Origin of the sequence: Streptomyces sp. NBRC 110611, assembly GCF_001590865.1 — a bacterium.
In the GTDB taxonomy this organism is placed as follows: domain Bacteria; phylum Actinomycetota; class Actinomycetes; order Streptomycetales; family Streptomycetaceae; genus Streptomyces.
Map to the genome: position 1 here is coordinate 27,440 of NZ_BBUY01000003.1, position 22,386 is coordinate 49,825.

Genomic DNA, 22,386 nt, shown 5'->3' on the forward strand with positions numbered 1-22,386 from the left:
GCCATGATTGCGTTCGGCACCTCTAGTTCCAGGGGAAATGCTTGATGATGTCACGGTAGTCCCCTTCGTCGGCGATTCCACCCCCAGGCTTGGGGATTGTGAAATATCCGCGCTGGGAATCCGGGCCCATCTCGGCACGCTTCTTCGACCTGTCAAAGTTCTTCCACCAGTTGATGTGAAGGGCCTTTTCCGGGTCTTTCGGGTCAAAGTCGATTCGCCAGCCACTCCGGCCGTCAGGGCTCTGCATGCCAACGTAGAGCTTGTCCTTCATCGGGCCGATCTCGCTCTTGTACGGAATCGCATCGTCTCCCAGGCCTGCCGCCTCCCGCGCCTTGGTGCGCGCGTCGGCGAAGTCACGGCCATCGCCCGGGATCTCGCCGCACGGATTCTTGGAATTGTGGACGAGGACCGGAGCGTCCCCTGCCACCACATAATACGTGTGGAGGCCGTCGACGCTGAGGTTGTAGACCGTGCGGATGCCGGGCGAGGGATGGATGCCGACGACTTCCTTCGACTCACCCTGAGGAGTACGGAGAAGATCACCGGCCTTGAGGTCCACAGCGTCCAGCCAGCGATGCCGGTTGTCCGCCCAGAACGGGTGCCCTGAAGTGGCCGTGAGTGTGCCGGTGGCGTTCCCGGCCGCGCCGTCGGTGTCGATGGTCAGGTCGACGAGGTCGTCCTTGTCGCCGATGATCACGTCGGTGACCGTGCGCGCCGCGGTCTTACCGGTACTGGGGTCGGTGGCCAGTACCGCCTGTCCGGTTCGAATGTCTCCGATCCGTTTACGAGTACCGTCGCCCATCAGCACCGGAGTTTCGGGGGTGAAGCTGTTGGGCTTGCTCTTCACTTTGCAGATGGGGACGTTTACAAGAGCGTCCTCAGCCTTTTTGATGAACTTCTTCGCCTTGGCCGATTCTTCAAGGAATTTGTTGACTCCACCAACGATCCTTGTGATGGCCTTGGTTATCGCCGGAAGTTCCTTGATAATAGTCAAGGCCTTACCCCACGGGAGGGCGCCGATAGCTGCCCAGAAGCAGCTTTCGATGTTGCCTTCCGTGAAGCACTTCTCAATATCTTCAAAGAGAAGCTTTACGAGAATCTCTCCACCATTTTCAAGGAGAAAGTCCTTGAAGTCCATGGCGGCGATCTTGCGGAAGTTCTCGTATTCTTCCGGAGAGATCCCGAATTTCTCGAGTGCCGCCTTTTCCTCGTCGTTCAGTTCGGGGAGGAGACCCTTGCTTCCTGCTTCCTTGGCTGCTGCTTCGCGGGCCTTGCGTTCTTGTTCCCGCTGATATTCCTCGGCCTTCTTGGCTGCTTCGTCGGCTTCGTGGGCGTATTTGTTGGCGTTCTTGGCTGCTTCTTCTGCCGACTTGGCGTGCTTTTCGGCGGAGGTGGCGAGGTTGTTGGCGTCGGCGGCGTCCTTTTCGGCTTGGGCTGCGGCGCTTTGGGCGACGGTGGCTTCGTGTTCGGCGCGGGTGGCGGCGCTGTTGGCGGCGTTGGCGTGCTGCTGGGCTTCGGCGGCGGCGCCGCGGGCGCGGGCTGCTTCGGCCTCGGCCGCGTTGGCCGCCTTGCGTGCTGCTGCTGCGTCGGCGTAGGCCTGGTTGGCGGCCTGGCGGGCTTGTTTGGCGTCGGCCTGGGCCTGGGCGTCGGCCTTGTTGGCGGAGGCTGCGGCGGCGCGGGCCTTGGCGCCGTCGGCTGCGGCTTCGGCGGCGGACTTCATCGCCGCCGCGGCCGAGCGGGCGGCGTTGGCCGAAGACTTGGCCGCGTCGGCGGCGGCCTTGAACGCCGGGGCGACCTGGGCGTTGGCGCGTTGGGCCGCTGCCTCGGCGGCCTGGGCGGCCTTGAGTGCTTCGGCGGCCTTGGCCTCGGCCGAGGCGACCTGCTCCTGGCCGATCTCCTGGGCGGCCTTGGCGACTTCGGTGGTGAAGTCGGCGTCGACGTCCGCTCCGGTGAAGGGGGCGGTCAGGTCGATGGCGGTGTTGGCAGGATCGGCGATACCCGCCGCGGTGGTGCGGGCCGCGCCGGAGGCCTGGACGGCGATGGTGGACTGGAGTCGGGCCATGGCGGCTTCGCGGACGGCGCCGTCGGCTTCGTCCTTGGTCCGCTTGGCCGCCTGCAGCGCGTTGTTGGCGTGCATGGCGGCCAGTCCGGCCAGGCGGGCCGACTCGTGCGCGGCGATGCCGGCCCGGGCCTGCTGCGCGGTGGCTTCGGCGGCCTTGGCATTGGCGCGCTGGGCCGCGGCGTGGGTGGCGGCGGCCTCGGCCTCGGCCTTGTTCGCCGCGGCATTCGCCCTGGCCGCGGCAGCCTCGGCCTTGTTGGCTGCGGCGTTGGCGCGAGCGGCGTGCGCGGTCGCCTCGGCGGCCGCGGCCCGTGCCCGGGCAGCATGACCGGCAGCCTCGGTGGCCGCGGCACGGGCGCGTACGGCGGCACCGCTCGCGCCGTCGGCGGCACTGCGGGCCTGACCGGCCGCCGCACCGGCGGCATTGGCGTCCGCCCGCGCCCCCTCGGCCGCAGCACGGGCCTCACCGGCAGCAGCGGTGCCCTTGCCCGCGGCCGCCATCGCCTCAGTGGCCTTCGCCCGCGCCTCCTTGGCCTGGTGGTTCTGCTCAGCCGCAAACGCCTTGTTCCGCGCCTCGCGGGCGTTGTTCTCCTCGCTGCGGGCGCGCTCGTCGGCCTTGGCGGCGACGCCCTCCTTCTCCGCGGCGCTGGCGCGTGCGGAGGCGGCGGCTGCGGCGGCGGACTGGGCTTGTGCGCGCAGGGCGGAGGCGGTGCGGGCTTCGGCCTCGGCGCGGGCCCGGGCCGCCGCGGCGGCGTCCCGCTCCCGCTCGGCACGAGCCCGGGCCTGAGCAGCCAGATCCCGCTCCCGTTCGGCGATGGCACGCTGCTCAGCGGCGATCTTCGCCTGCCGCTCGGCCTCCAAACGAGCCTGACGGGTCTTCTTCGCGTGCTCCCACGCCTCCCGCTCCGCCTGCTCCGCATCGAGGCGAGCCTTCTTGGCCCGGGCAGCGGCATCCGCCGCGACCTTTGCCTGCTTCTCCGCGGCCGCGGCCATCTGCGCGGCGGCCTTCGCCTGCTGCTCGGCGTTGGCACGCCACTTCTTCGCCTGCTGCTCGTGCGCCTGCGCCTCGTTCTTCGAGTTCAGCGCCGCAGCGTCCGCAGCCGTGGCGTCCACCGCGTGCTGCGCGGTCTGGCCCGCGGCAACTGCCGCCTGGGCTGCGGCGGCCATGCCGGAGGCGACCTCCGACCACTGCGCACCATGCGTCAGACCGGTCTCCACCAGCACATCGGCCTGCACCTTCGCCTGAGCCGCGGCGACCTGGGCCCGCTTGGCCGCATCCTGGGCATAACCCACCTGCCGGGCGACCTCGGCCTTCACCGCGGCGTAGTCGGACAGGTGCTTGCCGGCCCGGTCGGCCGACAGCATCCGGTCGGCCTCACGCGCCGCCGAAGCCGCCGACGTCATCGCATTGGCCGCCTCCTTCAGCGCCTTGACCGCATCCCCGTGGTAGCCGATCAGCCGGGAACGCGCCTCAGCCGCACGAGCAGCCTTCTGCGCCAGATCCCGCAGCTTCTCCGCCGCCTCCTGGGCCTCCTTCAGGGCCTTCTCATGCGCGGCCTGATTGTCGGCGTCCTTCTGCGCAGCCTCCTGGTAGCCCTTCTCCAGGAACTCCTCGATCGCCGCCTCGGTCCCGGCATCCAGCGCCGCCTGCGCGGCCTTCTTCACCTCCGGCCCGCCCGCAGAAGCCAGCAGCTCCACGCGCTTGCGCAGCTCGGCCGCACGCTCCTTGGCGGTCTGCTCGTCCTTCTCATCGCGGGCCCGGGCGATCTCCGCACCGAACGCGAGGAAGTCCGCACGGTCCTTCGCCGTGGCCTTCGGCCCCAGGACGCGTTCGACCTCGGCATTGAAGTGCGGCCCGCCGGAGCCGCGCAGCGCCTCGATCTTCTTGCGGTTCTCGACATCGACGTTGTTCTTCTTGTCCTTGGCACGTTGGCGGGCCTCGGCCTCACCGCGCTCCAAGAACTCCCGGACCGCATTCGGATCGCTGCTCTCCAGCGCCTTCTTCGCGGCCTCGCGGACTTCCTCCTCCTCGTCGAACTCCGCGAAATCCTCGACCAGTTGCCGGTCACGATCCGCACTGAGCCGGTCCAGCTCCGAACGCGGAGCAGCACCCGGCGCGGCACCGGACGTCTTCGGCAACGCCGCAGCCAACCGGTCCAACGCCGACAACGCCTGCGTATACGAACCTGCCTGAGCAGCGACGGACGGCGCAGCGCCGGCAACCGTGGCAGCCGCCTCGGTGGCCGTACCACCCAGCAACGCCAACACCACCCCCGCCGAGACCACCGATCTCGCCGCGCCGGCCACACCGGCCCGCGACCGTCCGGCCCGAAGCCGGAACCTACCTATCACCGGGAAACCCCCTTGAAGAGAAACGAAGAGAAGAGAAAAGACCCCCGCCGCCACGCACCAGCACAGGACAGGGCCGAATGAGAAAAGAACGAAGAGAAGAAGGGAAGAAGAGAAGAAGGGAACGGCAGGAGCGAAAGCCGCCGTCCGGTCTGCCTGGCCGGCCGGCGTACCAACCGGAGAGGCAGCCGGACCGGCAGACGCACCGACAGCCGTACAGACCGGACGAGGAAGGTCAGCCCTTGACGCGCTGCTCGCCGTCGCGGGCCTGGTCGAATATGTTCTGCCAGAAGCCGGCCGTCTCGGCCGCGTCCGCCTGCTCCTTGGCCCAGGTGTCACGGTTCGTCTCGGCCGGGTCGGCGATGTTCTTCCAGATCCCGTCCGCCGAGCCCTTGGCGGCCTCGGCGATGGACCGCCAGTTCTCCGACTGCGCCGCCGCCGCGGCCTGCTCGGCCAGCCACGCCTTCCGCGCGGCATCGGCGTGCTCGGCCACCGCCTGCCAGGCCCGTTCGGCCTCGGCCCTGGCCTTCGCCGCATCAGCCGCGTTCTTGACCGCCGCCTCGGCCGCCGCGGCCTGCCCGATCAGGCGCGACAAGGTGTGGTGGCGGACCGTTTCGGCGTCCGCGATCCGGCCCCGGTAGGCCTCCAGGTCCAGCGTGGCACCGGACACCCATCCATAGCCGTAGAACTCCGCGACGTCCGCGTCCGTGGCTCCGGCCCGCAGCGCCCGCTGCGCCGCCACCCGCACCTGCTCACCCGGATCGCGCTCCGCCAACTGCCGCACGAACTCCCGCTCCTTGGCGGAGACTTCCTGCTGACGCTGCTCGTCGGCCTCGCGCGCGGCCCGGTCCCGCCGCTGGGCCTCGGCGTACCCCGTCTTGACGAACGCCGCCTGATCAGCGGCCGTTCCCTTCAGCGCACGCTCGGCCGCGGCCCGCACCTGCGGCGAGAACTCCTTGGGGTGCGTACGGATGACCCGCTCACAGAAGGCCTTGTTCCGGGACCGGGCAGCACGCGCCCGCTCCCGCGCGTAGTCGTAACCCCCACCAGGGGCGAGCCACTCCGCGATGGCCTCGTCCCCACGGGAATTGCGCAGTACGTTCCACGCCGAGACGCGTACTTCGACGGCCGGATGCCCGGTCGCCAGCCGACGGACCTCCTTGCGCGCGCTGTCCGCCGCTGTGGTCCTCATCAGCGAGACCTCACCGGACGGCTGGTCCGGGACGGACGTCGCGGACGTCGCGGACGGGGCAGAGGGCAGGACGGCGACCGGACCGGCCGCCTCCGCCCACGCCGGGACCGTTCCGGCGACGGTACCCGCCCCGGCCAGCACACCGACCGTCAACGCCTGCGCAACCCACCACTGACGCTTCACACAAACCCCCTCAGAAAAGAATCAACATGGCACCCAACACATCCGTCGGAATGCGGAAGAAAGAGATGGAGACGAATGGCAAATGACCAAAAGGGCCAAGAATTTCCCGTGAGGACAATGAAGGGCGAGGGCAAAGAGGGACAGTGCCGTCAGCACGGCACTGTCCCTCCGCGGCACCTATCCGCCGACCTCACACGGCACGCCCCGCTCGGTCACTTGGCCACCGGTCACTTGACTACTAGTCACGTGGCCGACGATCACTTGGCCGGCGAGACGGGCGTGATCCGCCACAGCTGGGCCGGCGTCTGGTTGCAGTACCACTGCTGCGCCAGCACGCCGTTGTCCTTCTTCCCTCCGGGGATGTCCAGGCAACGGTCCTTGACGTGGGTCGGACGCAGCTGGAAGAGCTTCTCGACGGGGTCGACCAGGACGAACTGCCAGCGCTGGTGCTTGAGGCCCTTGCACCCCCACTGACCGACCTCGGCACGGACCTCGGTGCTCTCCCGCCTCACCTCAAGGCACTTGCCGCTGGCGACGGAGCGCAGCTCGAAGGCGGACTTGTCGACGGGAACTGTGCGCCACTGCTGGGCGTTGGTCCCATTGCAGGTGTACTGCTGCGCCCGCTTGCCATCGGCCTTACTGGCCCCGGGGATGTCCAGGCATTTGCCGCTGCCTGCCACCTGCAGCTGCACGACCGTCTCCGCGGCGGGGGCGGCGGAGAGAGGTGCGGTATCTGCCGCGTGTGCGGTGGTCATGCCGCCGGCCAGCGCGGCGACGCTACCGGCCATGGCCAGCGCGGCTCGGATGATCCGTGCCATCGTGGAATTCGCTTCCTTCACAGAATCGTTGGCGCCCAGGAGCTCTGGACGCGGGAGGGGCGGGAGGGGGCGGGGAGGGGTGCGTGCCTGGGAATATCAGGGCTGGACGGGCAGAAGCCGCCAGCGCTGGGCGTCGCTGCCGTTGCAGTACCACTGGTTCGCGTTCGCACCGTCCTTCACGCTGCCACCGCTGATGTCCAGGCAGCGGTCCAGGGCGTGGGTGGGGCTCAGCTGGTACAGCTCCTTGGCGGTGTCGACCAGGACGACCTTCCAGCGCGTGTGGGGGGTCTCGGTGCACCACCACTGCTGGACGTTGGCGCGGATCTCCTTGCTGCCGCCCGACACTTCGAGGCACTTGCCGCTGTGCTTGGCCCGCAGCTCGAAGGTCGCCGAGCCGGTGGGAACCATCTCGAAGACCTGGTTGTCCAGGCCGTCGGCGCAGGTCTGCTGCTCGGCGTTGGCGCCGTTGCGGAAGCTTCCCTTGGCGATGGTGAGGCACTTATCGCTCTTGGCGAGCTGCAGCTTCATGAACTGAGGGGCGGCGGCCGCGCGGAGCGTGGCCTGGTCGGCGTGGGCGGTGGCGGTGCCGGTCGCGGTGGCGCCGACCAGCGCGGTGACACTGGCGGCGATGGCCAGGGCGGCTCGGATGGGCCGGGACATCGTGGATTCCGTTCTTCTCGGTCAGAGACTTGGACGAGCTCGGACGTGGACGAGCTCAGATGTGGCGAGCTCGGACGTGGACAACTCAGACGTGGACAAACTCAGACGTGGACGAGCTCAGCGGAGGGTGATCAGGCAGGCGATCGGACGACCGGCCGCGTCAAACGCCGGTCAGAAGTCGGCCGTCAACCTCCAGTCAGCGTCGGCCAACCGCCGACCGGAGGCCGCTCAGACACCGATCACCGGCTGGTCAGGCACCGATCGAACGCAGACAGCCGATCGCGTAGGCAGTCGATCGCGCGGACAGTCGATCGCGCCGGCGCTCGGACGGCCGACCAGGCGGATGACAGTCGGCCGTCCAGGCAGATCACCCACCAACCGATGAGGCATCCGGTGAGGCACCCGATCAGGCAGCCGATCAGGCAGTCAATCGAAGGCTGATCAGACGTGTGATCAGACGGTTGACCAGGCAGTAGTTGGTCAGCGTGCGAGCGGAGTGGAGATCTTCCAGGTGGCGTCCTGGGCGAAGTCCTTGGAGCGGTCGAAGCGGTGGCCGCTCTTGTCGTCCTTCTTCGCGGCGTAGAGGTCGCCCCAGAAGTGCCGCAGGTAGCGGCCCTTGTTGCCGGCCGACTCGAACGACGTTCCCGAGCCGGTCAGGGCCTTGCGGGCGCACCAGGTGGCGTCCTTGCGGAACTTGGCGCTGCCGTCGTCGGCGGCCATCTTGACCTTGAGACCGTTGAGGGTCAGGTAGTGGCCGGCCTTGGTGGGGGACTTGAATGAGTAGCAGCCGGGCTGGGCGGCGAGCCCGTCGACGACGACCCAGGTGGCGTCCTCGCGGTCGCTCTGCTTGCCCTTGGCGTCGACGGGGGCGAGGAAGGCCTCGCCGCCGTCCACGCTGGACTGACGGACGTACCAGCCCGACAGCTTGGCGCTGCTGGGCGCCAGCGACTGGCGCTTGGCCCGGTAGAGGCTGTCCTCCCGAAGGAAGGCGGCGACATCCGCGTCACTCCCGGCCAGCGCCTTCTTCGCCGCCGCGACCAGGTGCGGACGCACCCCGGTCTTCTGCGCGGCGGCCTGGATGCGCGTGGCCAGCTCGCGGTTGGCCTGGGCGATCTTCTTGCGGCGGTTGTCGTCGTCACGCTTGAAGGCCTGCTCGGCACCGGTGTGCAGGAACGCACTCCAGTCCGCCGTCGCAGAGCTGTTCAACGCCTTCTGCGCCGCCGCGAACAGCTCCGTGCCCTGCGCCCCGGCCGGCGTCAGACGGATCAGCTCACGGATGAAGTTGTCGTCGCTCAGCCGCATCATGGCCTCCGACGGCGTGATCCCGAACAGCGCGGCGGTGTTCTCCCGCGCCGACTGCTCCTTACGACGCTGCGCCTCCTGGCGGTCCTTCTCCTCGAGCTCCTTCAGCTCGTTCTCCCGGTCGCGCTTGTGCGCCTCACGGGCCCCGTTGCCGATGAACTCCTGCCAGACGGCCGCGTCATCCTCCGCCAACGCGCGCGCGGCCGCGGCCCTGACCTCCGGCCCGGCGGCGGCGTGCTTCATCACCTGACGAATGAAATTGTCATCGCTCAGACCCAGCAGCTCCGGACTGCTGGGGATGCCCAGCGCGATCAGCACCCGCGCCTTGGCCTCACGCGCCTCACGCTCAATGGCGGCGCGGTCCTGCTTCCGCTGCTGGTCGAGTTCGTTCGCCTCGCGGATGCCGGTGGTGATGAACCGGATGTGGTCCTCAGCGGTCGCGTCAGGAGACATGACCTCCTCGGCGGCCTGGCGCACGGCTTCCTGGTCCGCGCCTGCGCCATTCGCCTTCTCCCACAGGGCGAAGATGAAGTCGCGGTCGCTGAGCAGGAGCACCTCAGGGTTGTTGGTCACGTCGAGGCCGACCACCGACGCCGCGGTAACCCGCTGCTCCTCACTGGTACCGATCCCCGCGGCCGTGCTCACCTCGCCCGCAGGCGCGGCGACAGCGGTCGTCGCCGGCGCGGCTATCCCGCCCACGGCGGCCAGAGCGGTGGCGGTCACGATCCCACGGGTGATGAACGTCCGCGTCCGAGCGGAACTGGTGCTGCTGCCCTTGTGCATTGCTGTCCTCAAGAACCCCTCTAGCCCCCGTACGGGCCACCCATATGTGGACGAGGCGGAGAACCGCCAAGTCTTGATATTCGCTGAATAAGAGTCAAACCGGACTAGATCGATTTGACCTACCGTCAGATCACCTTTTAACCGCTTCGTTAGCGTTCAGTGCCGTACCCGTGACAAGGCGCAGGCACCCGGACACGTAGGCATACGCAGACATATGCAGAGATACACCGGCATACGTAGGCACGTCAGACCATCCCCACCCCCTCGGCTGAGTGGTACGGATGCGACCACGGTCGCCGAGGGGGCAGAGGCCGGCCCATGGGCCAACGGACCAACGGGGCCAACGGGGCCAACGGGGCCAACAGGCCGAGGGGCCAACGGATCAGATGCCGAACGGTGGGGCGTAGCGGACGGTTCCGTTGGGCAGGGGGTGGCCGGCGTCCAGGGCGAGAGCCATCAGGGCCTCGTCCGGGACGTCGATGGTCAGACCGATGCCGTGGTCGGAGGCGCGGGTGAAGCCGAACCGGGGGTAGTAGGTCGGGTGCCCCAGGACGACGACGTAGCGCTCGCCGGCGTTTCTGGCCGCCGTCAGGGCAGCCAGGACCGCGGCGGAGCCGATGCCACGCCCCTGCTGCTCGGGCCGGACGGCGACCGGGCCCAGGCAGAGGGCCGGGGTGTCGCCGATGTGGCAGCGAGTCAGCAGCGCGTGGCCGACGGGGGTGCCGTTCTCGTCTGTGGCAACGAGAGACAGGCCGTCGATCCATGCGCTCGGGTCGGCGCGCAGGGCGTCGACGAGATCGGCTTCCTCTGCGGTGGGGAAGGCAGCAAGGTTGATCGCGCGGATGGCAGGGATGTCGGCGCCGGTCTCGGCGCGTGTGATCCACGTGATACTCATGATCGACGAGAATCCATTCAGAGCGATGGCCAGTGACGAACAGCAATGAGCGGCAACAATCAGCAATGCGCAGCGATAAACCGAGATGCGCATGCCCCAGGCCGTCACCGTTGGCGGCGGTCCGCTGACGTGATCTCGAATCGGGCCAGATTTTCCTCGGCGTCCCCTCGGGAGAAGCCCGCTTTCTCCAGTACGCGGACCGAGGAGGGGTTCGACAGCTCCACGTTGGCGAACACCGTGTGGACGTCTGGCGCGGTGAGGGCGAACGCCGCCAGGCGCCGGGCGGCCTCGGGGGCATAGCCCCTGCCTCGGCGGGAAGCCACGATGCCGTATCCGATTTCCAGGGCGCCTTCGTTGGGTGGCCAGAACAGGCCGATCGAACCCACCACCTGACCACTCCCGCGCTCGATGATCAGACGGTGACCGCAAGCGCCGAGCCAGGCGGGGTGCTGGCCGAAAAGGCCCGCGATCACGCGATCGCCTTCGGCGGGAAAGTCGTCCGCCCAGTGCGCGGACCTGGTGTCGCCGAGCACCGCGGCAGCCTCACACGTGTTCCAGGGCCGAAGCACAAGACGCCCGGTAATCAGATCGACATGCCCAGACGAGGAAGGAACAGAGGAAGGAGAGGAAAAGATGGAAGCGGAAGAAGAAGAGGAGGAGGAAGAAGAAGAGGAAGACACGTGTCACTCCTGGTCGTTGGAACGACCCGGACCGCGCTTCGCTACCGCGCGGGCCGGACAAGGGCATGCCGACGAAGGCCGACAGCGGCCATATTCATCAACCTCCCTGTCCTCCCGTGTAGTCACGCGCCTCTCGCGCCGGCATGACGCTAACAACCTCTCCTCAGCCCGAGCAAAGCGTTTTCGGCGAGGAACAGACTCCCGCACAACCGCCGCACCTTCACCGAAGGGGACGGCCTCAGGTGACGGGTGTCGAGGCGGTGCGCCCCGCTCCTGTTTTCGCTGAGCTGATCCTGCCGTCTGGCGCGCTCGCGATCCAGGCGAAGGAGACGCTGGAGTTCGGGACCGCTGCCGATAACCGGTCCGTCATCATCGAGTTCCGCGTCGAGGACGCAGACGCCGAGTACGAGCGGCTGAAGCCGCTGGTCAGCGAGTGGGTGTCACCAATGAGGACGGCTCGTGGCTCCATCCCGGCAAGGCCACCGACCTGTTCGAGCGGCTTGTCACGGCGTCACCCCGAGCCGGCCGAGGAGGCCGCGGAAGCCGCCGCGAAGCCCGTCCCTCGGAACCCGGCCGTCTAGCGCGCTCACGCATCGCTCACGCAATCGGCCGATCAAGAGGAAGCGCCCCGGCCAGGGTAAGCGGCCGGGGCGCGTTCTTACAGGTCAGCGCCCCAATGGAGGGGCTGAACCGGTGGGCCATCAGGGGCTCGAACCCTGAACCAATGGATTAAAAGTCCACTGCTCTGCCAATTGAGCTAATGGCCCGCACCGAGCAGCATAGCCCGAGGACCGGCCGCAGCCCGAAGGCATGGGGGGTCGGCCAGTCGGAATGGTGTCATGGACCGGTCGGACGGGTGCCACCGGCCCCGCCGGACGGGCGTCATCGGACGGCGCGGGAGCGGGTGCGGGGTGGGTGCGGGGTAAGTGCCGGGTGGGACTCAACGCGCAGGGCCCGTACGGCACTTGAGTGCGTACGGGCCCTGGGGCACTGCCGGGGTCAGTCCGGCGGTGTCGGTCTGTCGGCCGCGGCCGGTGGACCGGCGTCGACGGTCAGCCGTTGCGCTTCCAGCGCGGCTTGTCGTCGCGGCGGCCGTAGGAACCGGCCGGGGCGCCGCGGTGGTCGTCACGGCGCCCGTACGGGCGGTGGCCGGAGGACGGGCGGCCGCCGGAGCGGTCGTCGCGGTTGAAGGGGCGGTCGCCACCGCTGGAGCGGTAGCCGCCGGAGGAGCGGCCGCCGGCGCGGTCGTCACGGCCGAACGGGCGGCTCGGACGGTCGCCACGGTCGCGGCCGAAGCCACCACGGTCATCACGACGCTCGTCGCGGCGGAAGCCACCGCGGTCGTCACGGCGGTCGTCGCGGCGGTCACGGTCGAAGGAACGGCCACCGGCACGGTCACCGCGGTCGTCACGGCGGAAGCCACCACGATCGTCACGACGGTCACGGTCGAAGGAACGGCCACCGGCACGGTCGTCACGACGGTCGCGGCCGAAACCACCACGGTCATCACGACGCTCGTCGCGGCCGAAGCCACCGCGGTCGCCACGGTCGTCACGGCGGAAGCCACCACGGTCGTCGCGGCGGTCACGGTCGAAGGAACGGCCACCGGCACGGTCATCGCGACGGTCGCGGCCGAAACCACCACGGTCACCGCGGTCGTCACGGCGGAAGCCACCACGATCGTCACGACGGTCGTCACGACGGTCACGGCGCTCGAAGTTGCCCCGGTCGTCACGGCGGTCGTCGCGGCGGGGGCGACGGTCGGCGGACGTGGCCTGGGCCGGCACCGCGGCCTCGGCAGCAGCCTCGGCGGCGGCCTCGGACTCGGCCTGCTCGGCGGCCGCGGCGAGCACCGTGGCCGGGTCCTCGCCACGCTCGCGGGCGGCCCTGGCGGTCAGCCGGTCCGCCTCCTCGCGCAGCTCGGTGGCGCGGCGCTGGAGGCGCTCCAGCTCACGGGTGAGCTGGTTCACCTCGCGCTCGGCCTGCTTGGCGGAGTTGTTGACGGACTCGGCCTGGACCTCGGTGAGCGAGCGGGCGCCGGTGATCCGGGCCAGCTCCTCGTCGAAGGCGCCGGAGCCGCTGACGATGTGCCGCGAGGCGTCCACGCCGGCGTCCTCCATCAGACGGAAGATCTGACGGCGCTGGTGCGGCAGGGAGAGGGAGACGACGGTGCCGGACCGGCCGGCGCGGGCGGTACGGCCGCTGCGGTGCAGGTAGTCCTTGTGGTCACCGGCCGGGTCGACGTTCAGGACCAGGTCGATGCCGTCGACGTGGATACCGCGGGCGGCGACGTCGGTGGCGACCAGCGCGTTGACGTAGCCGTCCTTGAAGTCGGCGAGGACGCGGGTACGCGCGCCCTGGGTCATACCGCCGTGCAGGGCGTCGGCCTTCACACCGGCGTCGACGAGCTGCTCGGCGATCCGGTCGGCGCCCAGCTGGGTGCGGACGAAGATGATGGTGCGGCCCTTACGGGCGGCGATGGCGGCGGTGACCGGCGCCTTGTCCTTCGGCTTCACGACGAGGACGTGGTGGGTCATGGTCGTGACGTTGCCCTGGGCGCTGTCGACCTCGTGGCTGACCGGGTTGGTCAGGTAGCGCTTGACCAGGGTGGAGATCTCGTTCTCCATCGTGGCGGAGAACAGCATCCGCTGACCGCCCTCGGGCACCTGGTCGAGCAGCTCGGTGACCTCGGGCAGGAAGCCCAGGTCGGACATCTGGTCGGCCTCGTCGAGGACGGCGACCTCGACGGCCTCCAGGGAGCAGGCACCGCGGTTGATGATGTCGCGCAGCCGGCCCGGGGTGGCGACCAGGATGTCGACGCCACGCTCAAGGGCGTAGATCTGGTTCCCCATGGACGTACCGCCGCAGACGACCTTCATCTTCAGGCCGAGGACGTCGCCGTAGGGCTGGAGGGAGTCCGCGACCTGCATCGCCAGCTCACGGGTCGGGGTGAGCAGGACGGCGCGCGGCTTCTTCTTCTCGGTGTGACCGCCGGCCAGCCGGGCCAGGGTCGGCAGACCGAAGGAGAGGGTCTTGCCGGAGCCGGTGCGGCCGCGGCCGAGGATGTCCTTGCCGGCCAGCGCGTCCGGGATGGTCGCGGCCTGGATCGGGAAGGGGGTGGTGACGCCGTTCTGCGCCAGCTTGCGGACGACGCCCTCGGGCAGTCCCAGGTCGGCGAAGGTGATGGTGGGCGCCTCGGCCTCGGCCTCGGCCTCGGAGGCACCCGTGTCGACGGCGGGGTCGTCGGCCTCGGTCTTGGCGGCGGCCTCGGTCTCGACGGCGACGGCGTTGACGTCAGCGGCGTTGACGTCGGCGTCGGTCACCTCGGCGGCCGGCTGCTCGACCTGCGGGTCGAGTGCGGGCACGACGGACTGCTCAGTGGAAATGGACATGCGAAATGCGAAACCTTCCGGAGTCTCGGCACGCGCCCAAACTCCGTGTGTTTCACAACGACCGCCTCAATGCGGTCCGGCCACGGCAAGGGAGAGTACGCGCCACGCGGCGCGCTTCTTCATGGCGCCGGGCAAATGGGATCAAACGATCTACCACCATACTCACTCAGCCCCCCGACTGGCAAATGGCCTTCCGGGCCCCCGCCTGCCGCCCTCTTGATCGCAGGGGTGTCGTACGGGCCGCACGGGCCGCACGGGCCGCACGTACGGGTCCGTACGAACCGCCTACGGGTCCGTCCGCGAACCCGTACGCGAACCCGTACGCGAACCCAGCACACCCCTGCGGCGCCCTCACGCCCCGAACTCGTCGCCCGGATCGTCTTGATCGCCGTAGGTGAACATCGGCGAGGCGGGGGACGGGCCGGAGGCGTGGGTGCTCGGCGGGGGCGGTTCGGGGCTGCTCGGCGGCGGGGTCGGCTCCGCACTGGGCGCGTCGGGGGTGGGCGAGGCGGGCGGGGTGGACGGCCGGTGAGTGCGGGACGGTGTGGGTTCCGGCGTCCCGGGGCTGCCGCTGTGGCCGTCCGGCTCGTCGTGGCCGTCCGAGCCGCCATGGCCACCGCTCGCGCCGGGCTCCGGGCCGGAAGGCTGCACCGAACGGGACGGCGTACCGGGCGACGCGGACGGGGTACGCGTCGCCGCCGAGGACGGCTCGCCCGCCTTCCTGCCGCCGGCCGGCCGCGCCTCGGCGTCGCGCACCGTCCGCCGCGGGCCGTCGCCCCGGCCGTCCGGGGTCACACCAGGGCCGGGCTCGGCGTCCTTGCCGTCCTGCTGCGTGGCACTGCCGGACGGCTTCGGCCGGGGCGCTTCGCTGACGCTCAGGCAGCCGGCCAGGGACGCGGCCAGCGCGGAGACGGTCATGGCGGCGACGGCGGCCCGGGTGAGCGCGCCCCTCCCCGGCGGTGACGGCGACGAGGCGGCGCGGCCCCGGGCAGGGGCGGGGGCGGGGGCAGCGGCACTGGGCGGTTTCGGGGATGTGTGACGGCAGGGGCTCGGGCGCACGGCGGGACCTCCGGATCCGGAGCGCAGGGACGGCGGCACGGACTCCCTGCCCAACTCCCGCTCCCCGCCCGAGGACACGCGCACCGCCGGGCCGATCCCGCACCGCGGGCCCCACGGACACCTGCGCCCGGCCACGGACGCCACCGGCACCTGCGCCCAGCCGCGAACCGATACCCGGCTGGTACCCGGCAGGGTTCACCCATAGCCCAGTGCGTGCAACCGCTCGTCATCGATCCCGAAGTGATGCGCCACTTCATGAACGACGGTCACTTCCGTCTCCGCGACCACGTCTTCGCGGGTCTCGCACATCCGCAGCGTCGGCCCCCGGTAGATGGTGATCCGGTCCGGCAGTACACCGGCGTACCACTCCCCCCGGTCGGTCAGCGGTGTCCCCTCGTACAACCCGAGCAGCTCGGGGTCGGCGGCCGGAGGCTCGTCCTCCACGAACACCGCCACGTTGTCCATCAGCCGGGCCAGCTCCGGCGGGATCCGGTCCAGCGCCTCGGCGACCAGTTCCTCGAACTCCTCGCGCGTCATTTCCAGCACCACACCATTCTCCGCCAAGGCAGCCGCCGGCTCTCCGTCAACGGAGCCGACGTCCTGCGTAACGACCATCAGGCGGGGCATATGGGATCCATATGGGACCAATGGCCCGCGGCGCGCGCTCCCGGAGACAACGGAAACGACAGAGCCTCTCCCCACACCCTGGCGACCTCCCACGCCCGGGCAACCTCCTGACCCCTGGCAGCGACATCCCGCACCACCCCGTGCGCTCCGCTCTCGGGCTGGCGGCCGTCGCCGTCCTCGGCGCCTGGCTGGGGCTGCTCCTCATCGGCACCGTCCGTACACCGGTCGGCCCGATGGATACCACCATGGCGCTCCGGCCCTCGCTGACCGGCGGCACCCGCATCACCGTGCCGCCACTCGGCGACCTGGAGCTGAGCAGCCACTCCGCGCCCGTACGGCTCCAGGTGGACGTCGACCGGCTGGACCCGGTCCGCTCCCAGGCGCTGGTCGACCACCCCGAACGGTTCGCCGGCCTCCAGGCCGAGGTCACCCATGACATCACCCGCGGCGCCCTGGGACTGGCGCTGCACTCCTGCGTCGCCGTGGCGTCCGGCGCCGTCGCGCTGGGCCTGGTCGTCCACCGCCGCCCGCGTCGCGCACTGGCCGCCGGCGGCCTGGCGCTCAGCCTGCTCGCCACCTCCGCGGGCGCCGCGTACGCCACCTGGAACCCCCAGTCGGTCCTGGAGCCGAAGTTCTCCGGGCTGCTCTCCTCCGCCCCGTCCGTGGTCGGCACAGCCCGCGCCATCGTCAGCGAATTCGACGTCTACCAAAAGGAGTTGGCGCGCCTGGTCACCAACGTCACCAAGCTCTACGACGCCACCTCGACGCTGCCCGCGTACCGGCCCGACCCCACCACCATCCGCGTCCTGCACGTCTCCGACATCCACCTCAACCCGGCCGCCTGGCGGATCATCGCCTCCCTGGTGAAGCAGTACCGGATCAACGTGATCGTCGACACCGGCGACACCATGGACCACGGCTCGGCCGCCGAGAACCACTTCCTGGATCCGGTATCCACCCTCGGCGCGCCGTACGTGTGGGTACGCGGCAACCACGACTCGCGCACCACGCAGAAGTACCTGGCCGGCCGCGACAACGTCACCGTCCTCGACAACGGCGAGGTCACCGGGATCGCCGGCCTGCGCATCGCCGGCGTCGGCGACCCGCAGTTCACCCCGGACCGGTCCGTCGTACCGGCCGGCGACCCCGCGGAGCGCACCGCCGGCGGCCGGCTCGCCGACGCGCTCCGCACCGAGCGGCTCGCCGGCCGGCCCGCCGACCTCGCGCTGTCCCACAATCCCGCCGCCGTGACGGAGGCGGACGGCCTGGTCCCGCTGGCGCTGGCGGGCCATCTCCACCACCGCGAGAACAGCACGCTCCCCCGGGGTACCCGGCTGATGGTCCAGGGCTCCACGGGCGGCGGCGGGCTGCGCGCGGTGCAGAACAAGAAGCCCGAGCCGGTGCAGGCGTCGGTGCTCTATCTGGGCCGGCGCACCAAACAGCTGCAGGCGTGGGACGAGATCACCCTCGGCGGACTGGGGCTGGCCCGCGCGGAGGTCAGCCGCCACCTGCCCCACGCGAGCCGGCCCGGCGCCACGCCGACACCCACCCCGACGCCGACACCGGCCGGTCCGCCTCACTCGTCCGGCCCAGCGGTCCGGCCCTCGTCCGGTGCAGAGCCCCGGCCCCCGTCCGGCCACTGAACCGGCCACCGCCCCAACTTCCGGCCCGCCCCCGGCGCCCGTTCCCGCCCGTCCGGAAGCGCTTTCCACGGGCCCCGGGTAAACCGTTTTGGCGAACGGTCCTCCCATCCCATATGCTTCTCACGTCCCCGACGGCGCCGGTAACGACGCCAAGGTGGCCACCAGCCCTCATCGTCTAGTGGCCCAGGACGCCGCCCTTTCAAGGCGGTAGCACGGGTTCGAATCCCGTTGGGGGCACGCAACACCCTGTGCGAGACTGGTGCACGCCGCTCTCGCGCAAAGCAAGGTCCTGTGGAGCAGTTTGGAGTGCTCGCCACCCTGTCAAGGTGGAGGCCGCGGGTTCAAATCCCGTCAGGACCGCTGCGGCTGGGTAGCTCAGTTGGTACGAGCGTCCGCCTGAAAAGCGGAAGGTCGCCGGTTCGACCCCGGCCCCAGCCACACCTCTTGCCGCAAGGCCCCGGTTCCTGGAACCGGGGCCTTCTGCGTCTGCGTACGCACAGCGCGGGGACGTCCGGCGCCATGCCCGGCGCCATGTCCGACACTGCGGTCGGCATCGCGGTCGGCACCGCGGTCGGCACCCCCGCGCGGCCGCCCGGGCAAATGGTTCGCCAGTCATTCACCCGAGGTGCGATCCTGGGGGACGTATGTCCAGTCAGCCTGCCCCCGCCCCGCCCGACGGCGCCGCCCCCGCCCTGCCCGGCCTGCTCACGCGCCTGCCCGAGCTGATGCTGCGCGACCAGCAGCGGCTGGGACGCCGGCTCGACGGCGTACGCCGGATCCGGAAGCCCGAGGCGCGGGCGGCCGTGCTCGCCGAAATCGCCGCGGAGGTCGAGCAGGCGGAGCTGCGCGTGGCGGGCCGCCGCGCCGCCGTACCCGAGATCCGCTACCCCGAGGCGCTGCCGGTCAGCCAGAAGAAGGACGAGATCCTCGAGGCGATCCGCGACCACCAGGTCGTGATCGTCGCCGGTGAGACGGGTTCCGGTAAGACCACGCAGATCCCGAAGATCTGTCTGGAGCTGGGACGGGGCGTCCGGGGCCTGATCGGGCACACCCAGCCGCGCCGGATCGCCGCCCGTACGGTCGCGGAGCGGGTCGCCGAGGAGCTGCGCACCCCGCTCGGCGAGTCCGTCGGCTGGAAGGTCCGCTTCACCGACCAGGTGAGCCCGGACACCCATATCAAGCTGATGACGGACGGCATCCTGCTCTCCGAGATCCAGACGGACCGCGAGCTGCGCCAGTACGACACGATCATCATCGACGAGGCGCACGAGCGCAGCCTCAACATCGACTTCATCCTCGGCTATCTGGCGCAGCTGCTGCCGCGCCGCCCCGACCTCAAGGTCGTCATCACGTCGGCGACGATCGACCCGGAGCGGTTCGCCCGGCACTTCGGCGGCTTCGCCACCGTGGACCGTACGCAGGACGGCAGCGGCGACGGCGAGGGCGACGGCGCGTCGAGGGCGGCAAGCGCGCCGATCATCGAGGTCAGCGGGCGGACGTACCCCGTCGAGGTGCGCTATCGGCCGCTCCTGGAGGAGGGCGGCGAGGCCGCGACTCTTCTGGAGGGCGACCGGGACCAGATCACCGCCATCTGCGACGCGGTCGGTGAACTGCAGGCCGAGGGGCCGGGCGACATCCTGGTCTTCCTCTCCGGCGAGCGCGAGATCCGGGATACCGCCGACGCGCTCAACAAGCAGCAGCTCAGGGACACCGAGGTGCTGCCGCTGTACGCCCGGCTGTCGCACGCCGAGCAGCACCGGGTCTTCCAGCGGCACACCGGCCGGCGGATCGTCCTGGCGACCAACGTGGCCGAGACGTCGCTGACCGTCCCCGGCATCCGGTACGTGATCGACACCGGTATGGCGCGCATCTCGCGCTACAGCTACCGCACCAAGGTGCAGCGGCTGCCGATCGAGCCGATCAGCCAGGCCAGTGCCAATCAGCGCAAGGGCCGGTGCGGCCGCCTCAGCGACGGCATCTGCATCCGGCTGTATTCGGAGGACGACTTCCTCAGCCGTCCGGAGTTCACGGACGCGGAGATCCTCCGTACGAACCTCGCCTCCGTCATCCTCCAGATGACCGCGGCCGGGCTCGGCGACATCGAGAAGTTCCCCTTCATCGACCCGCCGGACCGGCGCAACATCAAGGACGGCGTACAGCTCCTGGAGGAGCTGGGGGCGCTCGATCCGAAGCAGAAAGATCCGAAGAAGCGGCTCACACAGGTCGGGCGGAAGCTGTCGCAGCTGCCGGTGGACCCGCGGCTGGCGCGGATGGTGCTGGAGGCGGACCGCAACGGCTGTGTCCGCGAGGTCATGGTCATCGCGGCGGCGCTGTCCATCCAGGACCCGCGCGAGCGGCCGGCCGACAAGCAGCAGCAGGCCGATCAGCAGCACGCCCGCTTCAAGGACGAGACCTCCGACTTCCTCGCGTTCCTGAATCTGTGGCGCTATATCCGCGAACGGCAGAAGGAGCTGTCCTCGTCGGCGTTCCGCCGGATGTGCCGGAGCGAGTTCCTCAACTATCTCCGGATACGTGAGTGGCAGGACATCTACTCCCAGCTGCGTACGGTCGCCAAGTCCATGGGGATCCACCTCTCCGAGGACGACGCGGCGCCGGACCATATTCACACCGCCCTGCTTTCGGGTTTGCTTTCGCACATTGGCCTGAAGGACACCGAGGCCAAGAACGAATACGTGGGCGCGCGCAGCGCCAAATTCGCGGTCTTCCCCGGCTCGGCGCTCTTCAAGAAGCCGCCGCGCTGGGTGATGTCGGCGGAGCTGGTCGAGACGTCCCGCCTGTGGGCGCGGGTGAACGCGCGGATCGAACCCGAGTGGATCGAGCCGCTCGCCGGTCACCTGGTCAAACGCAACTACAGCGAGCCGCACTGGGAACAGAAGATGGCCGCGGTGATGGCGTACGAGCGGGTCACGCTCTACGGCGTGCCGGTCGTCGCCCAGCGCAAGGTGAACTACGGCCGGATCGATCCGGAGACCTCGCGCGACCTGTTCATCCGGCACGCCCTGGTCGAGGGCGACTGGCGCACCCACCACCAGTTCTTCCATGACAACCGCAAACTGCTCGGCGAGGTCGAGGAGTTGGAGCACCGCGCCCGGCGCCGCGACATTCTCGTCGACGACGAGACGCTCTTCGACTTCTACGACCAGCGCATCCCGGCGGAGGTGGTCTCCGGGGCGCACTTCGACTCCTGGTGGAAGACGAAACGCCGGGACGAGCCGGAGCTGCTGAATTTCGAGCACTCCATGCTCATCAACGAATCCGCGGAGGCCGTCACCAAGGACGACTACCCGGATTCCTGGCGCCAGGGAAAGCTGAAGTTCAAGGTCACCTACCAGTTCGAGCCGGGCGCGGACGCGGACGGCGTGACCGTCCACATCCCCCTCCAGGTGCTCAACCAGGTCTCCTCGGAGGGCTTCGACTGGCAGATCCCGGGTCTGCGGGAGCAGCTGGTGACGGAGCTGATCCGGTCCCTGCCGAAGCCGATCCGGCGCAACTACGTCCCGGCGCCCAACTTCGCCGCCCGCTTCCTGGACTCCACCGTTCCGCTCCAGGGCTCCCTGACGGCGTCCCTGGCCGCGGGGCTGCAGCGGATGGTGGGCGTGCCCGTCGAGGCCGCCGACTTCGACGCCGGCAGGATCCCCGACCACCTCAAGATCACCTTCCGGGTGGTCGACGAGCGGCGCCGCAAGCTCGCCGAGGCCAAGGACCTGGAGGCGCTCCGGCTGAAGCTCAAGCCGAAGACCCGGGCCGCCATCTCCAAGGCCTTCGAGCAGGCCGCCGAGCGGCCCGCCAGGGACCGCAGGGGCGGCCAGGGGGCCACGGGCGGCGGACCGGCGCTGGCCGGCCTGGAGCAGCGGACCGGGCTGACGTCGTGGACGATCGGCGGCCTGCCGCGCACGTTCGAGACCCGGCGGGCGGGCCAGCCGCTCAAGGCGTATCCGGCGCTGGTCGACGAGGGCGACAGCGTCGCGGTCCGGCTCTTCGACACCGAGGCCGAGCAGCTGACCGCGATGTGGGCGGGCACCCGCCGCCTCATCCTGCTCAACATCCCCACCAACCCCGCCAAGTTCGCCCAGGGCAAGCTCAGCAACCAGCAGAAGCTCGCGCTGTCCCGTAATCCGCACGGCTCGATCGCGGCGCTCTTCGAGGACTGTGTGACCGCCGCGGCCGACCGCCTGATCGCGGCACGGGGCGGCCCGGCGTGGGACGAGGAGTCCTTCCGGAAGCTGTTCGACGCGGTCCGGGCCGACCTCGTGGACGTCACCCTGCGGACCATCCAGCAGGTCCAGGAGGTGCTGGCGGCCTGGCAGGCGTGCGAGCGCCGGCTGAAGGCGACCACGTTCCCCTCGCTGCTGCCGTCGCTCGCCGACGTCAAGGAGCAGCTGGCGGCACTGATCAAGCCGGGCTTCGTCACCGCGCACGGCGCCAAGCGGCTGCCGGACCTGATGCGCTACCTGGTCGCCGCCGACCGCCGGCTGCAGCAGCTGCCCACCCACGCCGAACGGGACCGCACCCGTATGGCGAAGGTGAAGGAGATGCAGGACGAATACGCCTGGCTGCTGGAGCAGTTCCCGCCCGGCCGCCCGGTGCCGGCCGCGGCCCTGGAGATCCGCTGGATGATCGAGGAACTCCGGGTGAGCTACTTCGCGCACGCGCTGGGGACCGCGTATCCGGTCTCCGACAAGCGGATCGTCAAGGCCGTGGACGCGGCCGCGCCCTGACCCGG

General features: G+C 70.0%; 13 protein-coding genes, 4 tRNA genes and 1 pseudogene. 7 read left to right on the top strand and 11 right to left on the bottom strand.

Annotated features, from left to right (window positions below; translation table 11 throughout):
- Nucleotides 1-22: 22 nt before the first annotated feature.
- The 7 genes from AZE13_RS08270 to AZE13_RS08300 all read right to left on the bottom strand — a co-directional run bounded on the left by AZE13_RS08270 (nt 23) and on the right by AZE13_RS08300 (nt 10,828).
- Nucleotides 23-4,366, bottom strand: a complete 4,344-nt coding sequence (locus tag AZE13_RS08270; protein WP_107288283.1) for a polymorphic toxin-type HINT domain-containing protein — start codon at nt 4,364-4,366, stop codon at nt 23-25.
- A gap of 277 nt (nt 4,367-4,643) precedes the next feature.
- Nucleotides 4,644-5,783 carry a hypothetical protein gene (locus AZE13_RS08275; RefSeq protein ID WP_258527653.1) on the bottom strand — a complete coding sequence of 380 codons (1,140 nt, stop codon included), beginning with the start codon at nt 5,781-5,783 and terminating at the stop codon, nt 4,644-4,646.
- Between the two features lie 257 nt (nt 5,784-6,040).
- Nucleotides 6,041-6,601, bottom strand: coding sequence for an RICIN domain-containing protein (locus AZE13_RS08280; protein WP_066928616.1), 561 nt, complete (start codon nt 6,599-6,601; stop codon nt 6,041-6,043).
- A 96-nt stretch (nt 6,602-6,697) separates the two neighbouring features.
- On the bottom strand, nt 6,698-7,261 hold the full coding sequence (locus AZE13_RS08285; protein WP_066928619.1) for an RICIN domain-containing protein: 564 nt from the start codon (nt 7,259-7,261) through the stop codon (nt 6,698-6,700).
- A 480-nt stretch (nt 7,262-7,741) separates the two neighbouring features.
- On the bottom strand, nt 7,742-9,286 hold the full coding sequence (locus tag AZE13_RS08290; RefSeq protein WP_258527654.1) for an AbfB domain-containing protein: 1,545 nt from the start codon (nt 9,284-9,286) through the stop codon (nt 7,742-7,744).
- A 442-nt stretch (nt 9,287-9,728) separates the two neighbouring features.
- Nucleotides 9,729-10,241: a GNAT family N-acetyltransferase gene (locus tag AZE13_RS08295; protein WP_066928623.1), complete on the bottom strand. Its 513-nt coding sequence runs from the start codon at nt 10,239-10,241 to the stop codon at nt 9,729-9,731.
- Nucleotides 10,242-10,345: 104 nt separating this feature from the next.
- The gene (locus AZE13_RS08300; protein WP_079123880.1) at nt 10,346-10,828 is read right to left on the bottom strand and encodes a GNAT family N-acetyltransferase; all 483 of its coding nucleotides are present in this window, start codon (nt 10,826-10,828) and stop codon (nt 10,346-10,348) included.
- 535 nt (nt 10,829-11,363) lie between these two features.
- On the opposite strand from AZE13_RS08300, the pseudogene AZE13_RS39225 reads away from it, so the two are divergent.
- Nucleotides 11,364-11,435, top strand: a pseudogene (locus AZE13_RS39225) (integrase); the annotation flags it as partial.
- 180 nt (nt 11,436-11,615) lie between these two features.
- Here the strand turns inward: AZE13_RS39225 and AZE13_RS08310 are convergent.
- The 3 genes from AZE13_RS08310 to AZE13_RS08320 all read right to left on the bottom strand — a co-directional run bounded on the left by AZE13_RS08310 (nt 11,616) and on the right by AZE13_RS08320 (nt 15,231).
- Nucleotides 11,616-11,688 (bottom strand) — tRNA-Lys (locus AZE13_RS08310).
- A 285-nt stretch (nt 11,689-11,973) separates the two neighbouring features.
- The gene (locus AZE13_RS08315; protein WP_066928627.1) at nt 11,974-14,313 is read right to left on the bottom strand and encodes a DEAD/DEAH box helicase; all 2,340 of its coding nucleotides are present in this window, start codon (nt 14,311-14,313) and stop codon (nt 11,974-11,976) included.
- A 351-nt stretch (nt 14,314-14,664) separates the two neighbouring features.
- Nucleotides 14,665-15,231 carry a hypothetical protein gene (locus AZE13_RS08320; protein ID WP_066928629.1) on the bottom strand — a complete coding sequence of 189 codons (567 nt, stop codon included), beginning with the start codon at nt 15,229-15,231 and terminating at the stop codon, nt 14,665-14,667.
- On the opposite strand from AZE13_RS08320, the gene AZE13_RS37890 reads away from it, so the two are divergent.
- Entirely contained in the window at nt 15,230-15,352 is a 123-nt protein-coding gene (locus tag AZE13_RS37890) for a hypothetical protein (protein WP_258527655.1), read from the top strand. The genes AZE13_RS08320 and AZE13_RS37890 overlap by 2 nt on opposite strands.
- A 215-nt stretch (nt 15,353-15,567) precedes the next feature.
- Here AZE13_RS37890 and AZE13_RS08325 read toward each other — a convergent pair whose 3' ends face one another.
- Nucleotides 15,568-15,918, bottom strand: coding sequence for a metallopeptidase family protein (locus tag AZE13_RS08325; protein ID WP_181690285.1), 351 nt, complete (start codon nt 15,916-15,918; stop codon nt 15,568-15,570).
- 92 nt (nt 15,919-16,010) lie between these two features.
- Here AZE13_RS08325 and AZE13_RS08330 point away from each other — a divergent pair, with 92 nt between their 5' ends.
- The 5 genes from AZE13_RS08330 to hrpA all read left to right on the top strand — a co-directional run bounded on the left by AZE13_RS08330 (nt 16,011) and on the right by hrpA (nt 22,381).
- A complete protein-coding gene (locus AZE13_RS08330) occupies nt 16,011-17,642 on the top strand; it encodes a metallophosphoesterase (RefSeq protein WP_079123824.1) in 1,632 nt (543 codons plus the stop codon).
- 164 nt (nt 17,643-17,806) lie between these two features.
- Nucleotides 17,807-17,879, top strand: a tRNA-Glu gene (locus AZE13_RS08335).
- A gap of 48 nt (nt 17,880-17,927) precedes the next feature.
- A tRNA-Asp gene (locus AZE13_RS08340) sits at nt 17,928-18,002 on the top strand.
- A 4-nt stretch (nt 18,003-18,006) separates the two neighbouring features.
- A tRNA-Phe gene (locus AZE13_RS08345) sits at nt 18,007-18,080 on the top strand.
- 206 nt (nt 18,081-18,286) lie between these two features.
- Nucleotides 18,287-22,381 (top strand): ATP-dependent RNA helicase HrpA, encoded by a 4,095-nt coding sequence (gene hrpA / locus AZE13_RS08350; protein WP_066928633.1) that lies wholly within the window; start codon nt 18,287-18,289, stop codon nt 22,379-22,381.
- The last annotated feature ends 5 nt before the right edge of the window (nt 22,382-22,386 follow it).

Coding starts and splice junctions, on each gene's coding strand:
- AZE13_RS08285 (WP_066928619.1), bottom strand. CDS start 7,261: ATGTCCCGGCCCATCCGAGCCGCCCTGGCCATCGCCGCCAGTGTCACC.
- AZE13_RS08330 (WP_079123824.1), top strand. CDS start 16,011: ATGGGACCAATGGCCCGCGGCGCGCGCTCCCGGAGACAACGGAAACGA.
- AZE13_RS08295 (WP_066928623.1), bottom strand. CDS start 10,241: ATGAGTATCACGTGGATCACACGCGCCGAGACCGGCGCCGACATCCCT.
- hrpA (WP_066928633.1), top strand. CDS start 18,287: ATGTCCAGTCAGCCTGCCCCCGCCCCGCCCGACGGCGCCGCCCCCGCC.
- AZE13_RS37890 (WP_258527655.1), top strand. CDS start 15,230: ATGGCGGCGACGGCGGCCCGGGTGAGCGCGCCCCTCCCCGGCGGTGAC.
- AZE13_RS08315 (WP_066928627.1), bottom strand. CDS start 14,313: ATGTCCATTTCCACTGAGCAGTCCGTCGTGCCCGCACTCGACCCGCAG.
- AZE13_RS08280 (WP_066928616.1), bottom strand. CDS start 6,601: ATGGCACGGATCATCCGAGCCGCGCTGGCCATGGCCGGTAGCGTCGCC.
- AZE13_RS08320 (WP_066928629.1), bottom strand. CDS start 15,231: ATGACCGTCTCCGCGCTGGCCGCGTCCCTGGCCGGCTGCCTGAGCGTC.